This is a genomic window from Phenylobacterium sp., from assembly GCF_031360265.1.
GTDB lineage: Bacteria > Pseudomonadota > Alphaproteobacteria > Caulobacterales > Caulobacteraceae > Phenylobacterium.
This window is the reverse complement of record NZ_JANMBF010000026.1, coordinates 1-10,794: the sequence shown is the minus strand read 5'-3', so window position 1 is coordinate 10,794 and position 10,794 is coordinate 1. Positions and strand designations below refer to the sequence as shown.

General features: G+C 68.2%; 15 protein-coding genes. 9 read left to right on the top strand and 6 right to left on the bottom strand.

The annotated features are described in order from the left end of the window. Positions 1-417 (top strand): hypothetical protein (locus RMN86_RS02445; RefSeq protein ID WP_309604235.1); only part of this gene is annotated, 417 nt, incomplete at its 5' end. A 3-nt stretch (positions 418-420) separates the two neighbouring features. Here RMN86_RS02445 and RMN86_RS02440 read toward each other — a convergent pair. Both RMN86_RS02440 and RMN86_RS02435 read right to left on the bottom strand, forming a co-directional pair. Further along, positions 421-1,371, bottom strand: a complete 951-nt coding sequence (locus tag RMN86_RS02440) for an alpha/beta hydrolase (RefSeq protein WP_309604234.1) — start codon at positions 1,369-1,371, stop codon at positions 421-423. Between the two features lie 55 nt (positions 1,372-1,426). Further along, positions 1,427-1,675 carry a hypothetical protein gene (locus RMN86_RS02435; RefSeq protein WP_309604233.1) on the bottom strand — a complete coding sequence of 83 codons (249 nt, stop codon included), beginning with the start codon at positions 1,673-1,675 and terminating at the stop codon, positions 1,427-1,429. A 144-nt stretch (positions 1,676-1,819) separates the two neighbouring features. Here RMN86_RS02435 and RMN86_RS02430 point away from each other — a divergent pair, with 144 nt between their 5' ends. After that, entirely contained in the window at positions 1,820-2,170 is a 351-nt protein-coding gene (locus RMN86_RS02430) for an MliC family protein (protein ID WP_309604232.1), read from the top strand. A 261-nt stretch (positions 2,171-2,431) separates the two neighbouring features. Here RMN86_RS02430 and RMN86_RS02425 read toward each other — a convergent pair whose 3' ends face one another. Next, the gene (locus RMN86_RS02425) at positions 2,432-3,040 is read right to left on the bottom strand and encodes a helix-turn-helix domain-containing protein (RefSeq protein ID WP_309604231.1); all 609 of its coding nucleotides are present in this window, start codon (positions 3,038-3,040) and stop codon (positions 2,432-2,434) included. A 373-nt stretch (positions 3,041-3,413) separates the two neighbouring features. On the opposite strand from RMN86_RS02425, the gene RMN86_RS02420 reads away from it, so the two are divergent. Continuing rightward, a complete protein-coding gene (locus RMN86_RS02420) occupies positions 3,414-3,611 on the top strand; it encodes a twin transmembrane helix small protein (RefSeq protein WP_309604230.1) in 198 nt (65 codons plus the stop codon). A gap of 8 nt (positions 3,612-3,619) precedes the next feature. Continuing rightward, positions 3,620-4,195, top strand: coding sequence for a cob(I)yrinic acid a,c-diamide adenosyltransferase (locus tag RMN86_RS02415; protein WP_309604229.1), 576 nt, complete (start codon positions 3,620-3,622; stop codon positions 4,193-4,195). Positions 4,196-4,343: 148 nt separating this feature from the next. Here RMN86_RS02415 and RMN86_RS02410 read toward each other — a convergent pair whose 3' ends face one another. Beyond that, positions 4,344-4,601 carry a hypothetical protein gene (locus tag RMN86_RS02410; protein ID WP_309604228.1) on the bottom strand — a complete coding sequence of 86 codons (258 nt, stop codon included), beginning with the start codon at positions 4,599-4,601 and terminating at the stop codon, positions 4,344-4,346. Positions 4,602-4,734: 133 nt separating this feature from the next. On the opposite strand from RMN86_RS02410, the gene RMN86_RS02405 reads away from it, so the two are divergent. From RMN86_RS02405 to RMN86_RS02395, 3 genes are all read left to right on the top strand, one after another. After that, positions 4,735-5,484, top strand: coding sequence for an electron transfer flavoprotein subunit beta/FixA family protein (locus RMN86_RS02405; protein ID WP_309604227.1), 750 nt, complete (start codon positions 4,735-4,737; stop codon positions 5,482-5,484). Beyond that, entirely contained in the window at positions 5,484-6,428 is a 945-nt protein-coding gene (locus RMN86_RS02400) for an electron transfer flavoprotein subunit alpha/FixB family protein (RefSeq protein WP_309604226.1), read from the top strand. The genes RMN86_RS02405 and RMN86_RS02400 overlap by 1 nt, the downstream gene beginning before the upstream one ends. A 197-nt stretch (positions 6,429-6,625) precedes the next feature. Next, positions 6,626-7,504: a 3-hydroxybutyryl-CoA dehydrogenase gene (locus RMN86_RS02395; RefSeq protein WP_309604225.1), complete on the top strand. Its 879-nt coding sequence runs from the start codon at positions 6,626-6,628 to the stop codon at positions 7,502-7,504. 64 nt (positions 7,505-7,568) lie between these two features. Here the strand turns inward: RMN86_RS02395 and RMN86_RS02390 are convergent, their stop codons facing one another. Continuing rightward, the gene (locus tag RMN86_RS02390) at positions 7,569-7,970 is read right to left on the bottom strand and encodes a PaaI family thioesterase (protein WP_309604224.1); all 402 of its coding nucleotides are present in this window, start codon (positions 7,968-7,970) and stop codon (positions 7,569-7,571) included. 3 nt (positions 7,971-7,973) lie between these two features. Beyond that, complete coding sequence (locus RMN86_RS02385; RefSeq protein ID WP_309604223.1) at positions 7,974-9,233, bottom strand: cytochrome P450; 1,260 nt, start codon at positions 9,231-9,233, stop codon at positions 7,974-7,976. A 218-nt stretch (positions 9,234-9,451) separates the two neighbouring features. Between RMN86_RS02385 and RMN86_RS02380 the strand changes: the two genes are divergently transcribed. Next, positions 9,452-10,483 (top strand): aspartate-semialdehyde dehydrogenase, encoded by a 1,032-nt coding sequence (locus tag RMN86_RS02380; RefSeq protein ID WP_309604222.1) that lies wholly within the window; start codon positions 9,452-9,454, stop codon positions 10,481-10,483. A gap of 4 nt (positions 10,484-10,487) precedes the next feature. Next, positions 10,488-10,794: class I SAM-dependent methyltransferase (locus tag RMN86_RS02375; RefSeq protein ID WP_309604221.1), on the top strand; the 307-nt coding region annotated here is incomplete at its 3' end.

Sequence of the window (10,794 nt, the reverse complement as noted above, 5' to 3'; positions counted from 1 at the left end):
GGCGAGCCGTGGCGGCGGATGCTGGAGGGCGATCCGACCATGCCCAGCCGGGTGGTGGTCTATCGCTGGCGGGTCGAGCGGCCGGCGTGGGACGCGGCGCTGAAGATCGCCTTCAGGGCCGGACGGCTGGCGCGGGAGCGGGACCGGTTGCGAGCCCGATGCGCGGGGCTGTCGGACGAGATCGGCGAGCAGATCGCGCTGGGCGACCGCCAGTCGCTGCGGCGACTGGCCGAAGATCCGCAGATGCCGTGCGCGGCGACCCTGTACAAATGGAAGGCGATGTTCCCGGACTTCGCGTGGACGGTGGCCGACGCCCGCGAGTTCAGGGACTGCATGGCGGCGGAGCGGGCGTATGCCGCGAGCCCGTTCTATGAGGACATGCGGCGGGCGATCGCGGGGATGATCGGGGGTGGGTGAAGCTCACCTCGTCGCCGTCAGCAATCCTCGCGCCTGCATCCAGGCCAGGAACGCCTGCGGCCACTCCAGCGTCGTTGTGCCGGGACGGCCCGGGTACCCGAAGCCGTGGCCGCCCTTTTCGTAGAGGTGGAGTTCGACGGCGCCGCCCTTGGCTTCCCAGGCGGGGATCAGCGCAAAGTCGGTCTTGCCGAACAGCGGGTCGTCGGCGGCCATGGCGGCCCACATGGGCGGCGGGTTGTTCGGCACGGGCCGGGCGGGGGCGCTCAAGCCGCCGTAGATCGGGGCGATGAACGCCGGGCGCGTCGCCGGGTCGTCGGCGTAGGCCAGGCCCATGGTGGTGATGGCGCCGGCCGAGAAGCCCATGAAGCCGATGCGGGCCGGGTCGATATGCCACTCGGCGGCGCGGGCGTGGACGACGCGCATGGCCTCCTGGGCGTCCTCGACGGCGATCCTGGCGCCGGCCTCGAGGGCGGCCAGGCGGGCGGCGGCGGGCATGGCGGACAGCGCGGCCATCCCCTTCTCGAGGCCGGCGGCCCTGGGCTCGGTCGGATGGACGCGGTACTTGAGCACGAAGGCCGCGACGCCGTGGGCCTGCAGGAAGCGCGCGACATCCCAGCCCTCGTGCTTCATCGCCAGCAGGTAGAAGGCCCCGCCGGGCGCGATGATCACCGCCGCGCCAGTGGCCTTGCCGGGCGCCGGCAGGAAGGGCGTCAGCGTCGGCGTCGAGACGTTCTGCACGACCGGGACGTTGTCGCCGCTCGACACGCTCCAGGTCTCCGGCGGCGCGGAGGCGGGCGGCGCCGGCGCCTCCAGCGCGATCGCGCCGGGCGGGATCTCGGGGGCCGCGATGTCCCGGCGGGGGGCCTGGCCGCTGGCGGCCGTCGGTCCTGAGAGGAGGAGGGCCGCGCTCAGCACGGCCGCGAAGGTCGAGATCGGTCGCTTCAGCATGTGCATCCCCCAAATCCCCGATGACCTGACGAGCCCACCTTCCGGGACGGGCGGCCCGCTTTCAATCCCATTGCGCCTCGTCGGCCAGCCATGCGGCCGCCTCGTCGATCATCTTCCGAGCCGTCGCCCGCCACGCCCCGCGCTCCCGCGCCGGCAGGTTCGCCCAGGCGGGGAAGCTGTAGTGGGCCCTGATCCGCGACAGCGTCGTGCGCCGCGCCATGTCGCCCGCCCGTTCGCGGCAGTCGCTCTCGTAGAGCGAGACGGCGAGGCTCTCGATACGCCAGGCGGCGTCGTAGTCTGGGTCGGCCATTCCGCCAGCCTTAGGCGCGATCCGCCACGCCGTCTCCCTCGACGAACGGCCGGCCGGCGGGATCGCCGCTGAACCTTTGCCGCGCCGGCGTCACTGGGTGTAGCATCGGGCGGGACGACTCAAGGGATCGCAGGGGGACCTGGGATGAACGCTCTTCGAGTAGCGGGCGCCGCCTTCGGGTTGTGGCTGGCCGGCGCCGCGCCCGCGCTCGCCCAGCCCGAGGCGGCGATGCAGCCGCCGATGAACGACTTCACCCAGGCGTTCTACCGGTGCGACGGCGGTTTGGCCTTCATGATATCGTACGACTCCGAACGGCCCACGACGGCCGACATGATGACCAACGATGACGGCCGCCACTATGCGCTGAAGCGGACGACGGCGCCGAGCGGCGTACAGTTTTCCGGCGGCGGCGCCCGATTCTGGACCGACGGCAAGACGGTGGTGGTGGAGGGGACCAAATCCGCGTTCAAGAACTGCAAGATCAAGCCGGGCTGACGCGTCAAGACGGCCCCGTCCACACCCAGGGCAACGAGTTGGGTTAGTTTGTCAGTCACGCGCCCCCAACCTCAGTCATCCCGGACGGCCGAAGAGCCGATCCGGGACCCAGAGCGTCTTGCGGTAGCCTCTGGGTCCCGGCTCTCCAGCCTGCGAGCGCAGGCTTGCGGCCGGGATGACAGAGAAATTTGTGTGCTGTTAACCCGAGCCAGGAGCCCTGCGTCCACACCCTCGGCTTAGATCTCTCGGCGCGTCGAGGGCTCAGGCCTTGCGCACGCCGGCCAGGAGAATGCGGATCTGGTCGCGCGAGCGGGCCCGCAGCGCCTCCACCGTCCAGGCCTGGAAGATCGCCTGCGGATAGTTGGACAGATAGATGTCGAACAACATCTGGGCGCGCAGGGCGAGGTCGGGGTCCGGCGCCAGTTCACCGCGCGCCGCACCGGCCGTCAGCTGGTCGATGATCAGGTCGAGCAGCACCTGCACCGGCGGGGCGCCGCGCAGAACCGGACCCTCCTGCGGCGACCAGCCGACGCTGAAGGCGGCGCGGGCAAGCGGCAGCCGGGTCTGGTAGAAGCCATAGCCGGCAGTGAACATCCCCAGGATCGCATCCTCGACGTTCGCCCCGCGCGCGCCAGCCTCAGCCATCGCCTCGGCCAGGGCGGCCATGTCGGCGACCATGATCTCGCGGAACAGGTCGGACTTGTCGGCGAAGTTGGCGAACACCGCGCCGGTGGACATGCCGGCGGCCGCGGCGATATCGCGGATCGTGGCGCCTTCGTAGCCTTCCTCGCTGAACAGGCGGCGCGCGGCGGCCAGGACCTTGGCGCGGGTCTGTTGCTTGGCCAGGGTGCGGCGGGTGGGAGCCTTCACAGAGGTCTCGGGGTCGGCTTGGATGGGCGCAATGTGCTTCATGATTTTGACGGCGCTCGCCGTCCACTTTCTCTCATTGGGTCCAGGTCCGCGAACGCCCCGGGGGAGGCTCGCTGAACACGTTCGAGCTATTGACGACGCGGATTGGAAAACACCACATTTGACCGCCATGCTGGACTTAGGCTGGCGGCGGCGGACGCAACGACGGGGCGTCGCCGCGGTCACTTGCTCCTGGACTGGGGCCGAAATTCGACCGCTTCAACGGGTGGCGTTCGCGGAACGCGCCAGCCTTTCGGTCCGGGCCGGGCGGTGTTGCGGATTTGGGGTGGACTTGGGCATGGTCCGCGAGCCTTGCGCGTCCTAGATTGGGGCCATGGACATATTCACCTATCTGATCCCGATCGCTCTTGGGGCCGTGGCGCTGGTGCTGGCGTTCGGCCTTTACAGCCTGTTCCGAGGCGGCGACTTCGGCCGGTCCTATTCCAACAAGCTCATGCGCCTTAGGGTGGTGATGCAGGCCCTGGCCATCGCGGTGCTGATGGGCGCGGTCTGGTGGCGGGCCAAGGGCTAGCAACCCCGATGGTCACGCTCAATCGTATCTACACCCGCACCGGCGACGCCGGATCGACCCGGCTGTCCACCGGCGCCCCGGTCAGCAAGGCCGACCTGCGGGTCGAGGCCTATGGCGGGGTCGACGAAACCAACGCCTGCCTGGGCCTGGTTCGGCTCCACACGGCCGCCGACCCCGATCTCGACCCCATGCTGGCGCGCATCCAGAACGAGCTCTTCGACCTGGGCGCAGACCTGTCCACGCCGCCCCGGGCTGAGGAGGCGCCGGGCTCGGTGCTGCGCATCCTCGACAGCCAGGTGGCGCGGCTGGAGACCGAGATCGATGCGCTGAACGAGGCCTTGCCGCCCCTGGCCTCCTTCATCCTGCCGGGCGGCGCGCCGGCGGCCGCGGCCCTGCACCTGGCGCGCACCGTCTGTCGCCGCGCGGAGCGGGACGCCGTGCGCCTGGTCGAGGCCGGCGAACCGGTCAGCGGCCCGGCGATGCGCTACCTCAATCGGCTCTCCGATCTGCTGTTCGTCGCCGCGCGCTTCGCCAACGACCGCGGCGCCGCCGAGGTGTTCTGGAAATCGGGCGCGACCCGCTAGGGTTTGCGAGACGACTTCCTTAGGGCCGTTGAGCTGGCAGAACGGGCCGGCGCAACTCTGAACCGGTTACGGAGTCATTCCTCTCGATCGTCATCAAGCCGGGCCATGACGTAGTTTATTAAATTCCATTAGATGACGGCGCGACCCGCTAAGGCTTGGGACCCCGCCGGCCGATGGCGGCCATGGCCTCGGCGCGAGCCTTCGGATCGGCGACCACCCGGCCGGTGAGGTCGGAGATCAGCACCGGCTGGGCGCAGACCCGCTGGGAGTCGTCCCACCATCGGTGCGCATCGCTGCATCGCTCCTGCGGCCAGGTCCAGCCCACGGTCCACACCAGGATGCCCAGGTTGGCGACGGCGAAGATGCCCAGGAAGATCAGCTTCAGGCGGTCGATGGTCGGGTTCATGACAGGATTTTACCGGATCGGGCCGGCGGTTGGCTAGCCACCTCGCGGCGCCCGGACATTTGCAAACCGCGCCGGAACCGCTATTGCCCGCTCTGCCCTGTTTCCCACAGCAAAGTTGAGGCGCTAGCAACCCATGAAGGTGTTGGTCCCGGTCAAGCGGGTGATCGATTACAACGTCAAGGCCCGGGTGAAGCCCGACCAGACGGGCGTCGACCTCGCCAATGTAAAGATGTCGATGAATCCGTTCTGCGAGATCGCCGTCGAAGAGGCCGTGCGCCTGCGCGAGAAGGGCGTCGCCACCGAGATCGTGGCCGTCTCCATCGGCCCGGCCCAGGCCAGCGAGACGCTGCGCACGGCGCTGGCCATGGGCGCCGACCGGGCGATCCTGGTGCAGACCACCGAGGACCTGGAGCCGCTGGCCGTCGCCAAGGTGCTGGCCGCGATCATCGGCCGGGAGAGCCCCGACCTGGTGGTCATGGGCAAGCAGGCCATCGACGGCGACAACAACGCTGTCGGCCAGATGCTGGCGACCTTGCTCGATTGGCCGCAGGCGACCTTCGCCTCGGCGATCGAGGTGGCCGGCGGCAAGGCCAAGGTGACCCGCGAGGTCGACGGCGGCCTGCAGACGCTGGAGATCGACCTGCCGGGCATCGTCACCGCCGACCTGCGGCTCAACGAGCCGCGCTACGCCAGCCTGCCCAACATCATGAAGGCCAAGAAGAAGGAGCTCGCCATCGAAGAGCTCGCCGCGCTGGGCGTCGACACCGCGCCCCGGCTGAAGGTGGTCAAGGTCACCGAGCCCGCCAAGCGCGCCGGCGGCGTCAAGGTGGAGACCGCCGCCGATCTGGTGGCCAAGCTGAAGACCGAAGCGGGGGTGCTCTGATGGCCGTTCTTGTGATCGCCGACCACGACAACGCCCACCTGCGCGACACCACCGAAAAGACCGTGACCGCGGCGCTGCAACTGTCGGGCGACGTGGATCTGCTGGTCGCCGGCCAGGACTGCAAGGCCGTGGCCGCCGCCGCCGCGAAGATCACCGGGGTGCGCAAGGTGCTGCTGGCGGAAAGCGCCGAGCTGGGCGAAGGCCTGGCCGAAAGCATGGAAGCCCTGGTCGTGCCGCTGATGGCGAACTACGACGCGGTGCTGACGCCGGCCACCAGCCAGGGCAAGAACTTCAGCCCGCGCATCGCCGCCCGGCTGGACGTGGCGCAGATCTCCGAGATCGTCGAGGTGATCGACGCGGCGACCTTCGTGCGCCCGATCTACGCCGGCAACGCGCTGGAGACCGTGCACTCCTCCGACGCCAAGAAGGTGATCACCGTGCGGCCCACCGTGTTCAAGGCCGCCGCCGATGGCGGCTCGGCCAGCGTCGAGACGATCGCCGCGCCGGCCAAGCCCGCCAAGACCCACTTTGTCGATCAGAAGCTGGTGAAATCGGCCCGGCCGGAACTGTCCGGCGCCAAGATCGTGGTCTCCGGCGGTCGCGCCATGGGCTCGGCCGAAGAGTTCCAGAAGGTGATCGAGCCGCTGGCCGACAAGCTGGGGGCCGCCGTCGGCGCCAGTCGGGCCGCGGTCGACGCCGGCTATGCGCCCAACGACTATCAGGTCGGCCAGACCGGCAAGGTGGTGGCGCCCGAGCTCTACATCGCCATCGGCATCTCCGGCGCCATTCAGCACCTGGCCGGCATGAAGGATTCCAAGGTGATCGTGGCGATCAACAAGGACGCTGACGCGCCGATCTTCCAGGTCGCCGACTACGGCCTGGTGGCCGACTACAAGTCCGCCGTGCCGGACCTGATGGCCGCGCTGACCGCTGCGGGCGTGTAGCTTCCAAATCCGGTCTGTCCGGTGCGCATCGGGGGCGGCTCCATCCGGGGCCGCCCTTTGTGTTCCGCCTTCACGCTGCGGCGCAGCAAAAGCTTGCGGCAGTACGGCGCCGCCATGTTAGAAAGCTGACACAAACTGGCCGCCCGCTGATTTCGTGGGGAAAGAGGACGCGGCCGCTCACCTGAGGCTTAAGCGGAATGGTTCAGATCAAGTCGGTCGGCGTCATCGGCGCGGGCCAGATGGGGACCGGTATCGCCCATGTGGTGGCCCTCGGCGGCTATCAGGTGCTGCTGCACGACGTGAGCGCCGAGCGGATCGACGCCGGCCTGGAAATGATCCACCGCAACATGACCCGCCAGGTGGTGCGCGGCATCATCGACCAGCCGGCCATGGACTCGGCGCTGGCGCGGATCACCGCGGCGCCGGAGCTGCAGACCATCGGAGCGACCGACCTGGCCATCGAGGCCGCCACCGAGAACGAGGAGACCAAGAAGACCATCTTCAAGGCGCTGGGTCCGCACCTGTCGGCGACCACGCTCCTGGCCTCCAACACCTCGTCGATCTCGATCACCCGGTTGGCCGCCGCCACCGACCGGCCCGACCGGTTCATCGGCCTGCACTTCATGAATCCGGCGCCGCTGATGAAGCTGGTGGAGATCATCCGCGGCATCGCCACCGGCCCCGACACCTATGAGACGGCGGTGAGGTTCGCCCAGTCGTTGGGCAAGACCACCTCGAACGCCGAGGACTTTCCCGCCTTCATCGTCAACCGCATCCTGGTGCCGATGATCAACGAGGCGATCTACACCCTCTACGAAGGCGTCGGCACGGTGGAGGCCATCGACACCGCCATGAAACTGGGCGCCAACCACCCGATGGGGCCGCTCGAACTGGGCGATTTCATCGGGCTGGACACCGTGCTGTCGATCATGAACGTGCTCTACGAAGGCTTGGCGGACTCAAAGTACCGTCCCTGTCCGCTGCTGGTGAAATACGTCGAGGCCGGCTGGCTGGGCCGCAAGGCCAACCGCGGTTTCTACGACTATCGCGGCGAGGTTCCGGTCCCGACGCGCTGATCGCGCCTACCTCCCCCGCGAAGCGGCGGGATGACGATCAAGAAGAAGCGGCCGTTGCGCGAGCTCAGCCGCGCGCAGGCGCCCAGCCCTCAAGTGTCATCTGGGTCTGGGTGACCACGGCGAGAAGCTTGCCCTCGTCGTTGGTGATCCGCGTGGTCCAGACGCTGGAGCGGCGGCCGATGTGCAGCGGCGTGGCCTCGCCGGTCACGGTCGAGCCCAAGGGCGCGGCGCGCAGGAAGTTGGTCTTGCTTTCCAGCGTCGTGGTGCGCGCTCCCGGCGCCAGGTTCAGCACCCCGCCGATAGCCCCCAGCGCGTCAGCAAACGCCATGTAGGCGCCGCCGTGGAGGATTTCGCCGGCGGTGCAGAGATCCTGGCGCACCACCATCGTTCCGACCACCCGGGTCTTTTCGCGGGTGACGATCTCGATGCCCATCAGATCGCTGAAGGGCATGCCGATGGCGGGCATCGCTCAGCCGACGATGCGCACGGGCAGGTGCTCGTAGCCCTTGACGAAGGACGAGCGCACCCGGACCGGCTCGCCCATAACCTCGATGCGGCTCCAGCGCTTGAGGATCTCCTCCCAGACGATCTTCAGCTGCATCTCGGCCAGGCGGTTGCCGACGCAGCGGTGGATGCCGAAGCCGAAGGACAGGTGCTGGCGCGGCCGCTCGCGATCGATGATCAGCCGGTCGGGGCTGTCGATGGCCGACGGGTCGCGGTTGCCCGAGACGTACCACATGACCACCTTGTCGCCCTTCCGGATGGTCTTGCCGCCGACCTCGATGTCCTCGACGGCGGTGCGGCGCATGTGGGCCAGCGGGGTCTGCCAGCGCACGATCTCCGGCACCATGGACTCCACCAGACCGGGATTGGCGTTCAGCTTGACGTATTCGCCGGGGTTCTCGTGCAGCGCCAGCACCCCGCCGCTCAGCGAATTGCGCGTGGTGTCGTTGCCGCCGACGATCAGCAGAATGATATTGCCGAGATAGGCCTCGGGCGTCATGTCGCGGGTGACGTCGGAGTGCGCCATCATCGAGATCAGGTCGCCGGCCGGTTCGGCCTTGATCCGCTGGTTCCACAGGTCGGTGAAATAGGCCAGGCACTCCATCAGCTCGGCCTGCCGGGCCTCCTCGGTCTCGACGATGCCGCCGGGGATCGGCAGGGCGGTGGCGATGTCCGACCAACGGGTCAGCTTGCGCCGCTCCTCGAACGGGAAGTCGAACAGGGTGGCGAGCATCTGGGTGGTCAGCTCAATGGACACCTTGTCGACCCAGTCGAAGGTCTCGCCGATCGGCAGCGAATCGAGAATCTTGGTCGCCCGTTCGCGGATGATGCCTTCCATGCGCGCCAGATTGGCCGGCGCGACGATCGGGCTGACCACCTTGCGCTGGGCGTCGTGCAGCGGCGGGTCCATGGCGATGAAGCTGGGCCGGCGCAGGTCCGCGCGCGCATCGCGGATGGTGATCCCGCCCAGCGCCGCGTCGGACGAGAACACCTGGTGGTTGATGTCCACGGCCATGATGTCGGCGTAGCGGGTGATCGACCAGTAGGCCCCGAACTCGCTGTCGGCGGTGTAATGCACCGGCGCCTCGGCGCGCAGGCGCTCGAAATAGGGCCAGTGGGTGTTGGTGCGAAACAGCTCCGGGTCCCCCGGATGCAGCTGGTCCAGGGGCAGGGAATAGGCCCGCTCACGCGCCTCGTCCTCCAGTCTTATCGCACCGTCGGCCATGGGGGTTCCTCTTCGTGCGCCGCGTTGCGCGTGTCATCAGACGACAGGAAACCCCAAAGCGGCGTCCGGGACAACGGAAAGACGGCGGCGCTTTGGTCTCCCGCAGGCTGGAGAGGCCGGCGGCGCAGCGATTCTCACGCGACCCCCAGCATCGCTTGCCTTGCCTCAGGGCGTCCCAAGGGGTAGGTGAGCCTCCCTCAAGACTTAGGAGAATTGCGATGGGTTACCGGGTGGCCGTCGTCGGCGCCACGGGCAACGTGGGCCGTGAGATGCTGAATATCCTGGAGGAAGTGAACTTCCCCGTGGAGAAGATTCACGCCATCGCGTCGCGCAAATCCATCGGCGTCGAGGTCAACTTCGGTGACCGGATCATCAAGTGCGAGGACATCGCTCAGTTCGACTTCAGCCGCGTCGACCTGGTGCTGATGAGCGTTTCGGGGACCTTCTCCAAGGAATGGTCGCCGAAGATCGCCGCCGCCGGCCCGATGGTCATCGACAATTCCTCGGCCTTCCGGATGGACCCGGACGTGCCGCTGATCGTGCCGGAAGTGAACCCCGACGACGTCGAATGGGCGAACCGCAAGAACATCATCGCCAACCCGAACTGCTCGACCGCCCAGCTGGTGGTGGCGCTGAAGCCGCTGCATGACCGGGCGCGGATCAAGCGGGTGGTGGTCTCGACCTATCAGTCGGTCTCCGGGGCCGGCAAGGTCGGCATGGACGAGCTATTCGACCAGACCAAGAACGTCTTCGTCCTGGGCGCCACGCCGCCGAAAACCTTCCCCAAGCAGATCGCCTTCAATGTGATCCCGTTCATCGGCGCCTTCCTGGACGACGGCTATACCGACGAGGAACACAAGATGTGGCGCGAGACCCACAAGATCCTCGACGCCGACATCGCGCTGACGGTGACCTGCGTGCGCGTGCCGGTGATGGTCGGCCACTCCGAGGCGGTGAACATCGAGTTCCACGAGCCGCTGGACGAGGACGAGGCCCGCGACATCCTGCGCGAGAGCCCCGGGGTGATCGTCATCGATAAGCGGGATTCCACCGGCTACATGACGCCGAAAGAGGCGCAGGGCGAGTTCGGGGTGTTCGTCAGCCGTATCCGCAACGACCCGACCATCGCCAACGGGCTGAACATGTGGGTGGTCTCGGACAACTTGCGAAAAGGCGCGGCGCTCAACGCCGTGCAGATCGCACAGCTGCTCCACGAGCGCGGCCTGATCCGCCAAAAAACCCTCGCCTGACGCCATGACCTCCTCGGCGCCGGGCGATCAGAGTCGCCCGGCGTTAGGGGCGGCCATCGTCTGCTACTTCATCTGGGGCATTGTGCCCCTCGTGTTCCAGGCCTACGCCGAGGACCTCGTGGCGCGTGTCGTGTCGATCGCGGGGATGGAGTCGGGGGCGCTGCTCGAGGTCGCGGCCGGCACGGGCGTGGTCACCCGGCTGCTCGCCGCGGCGCTCCCGCCCGAGGTGGTGATCACCGCGACCGACCTCGTACCCGGCATGCTCGAGCGGGCCGCGCGGGTGGGCACCGCCCGGCCGGTCACCTGGGAGG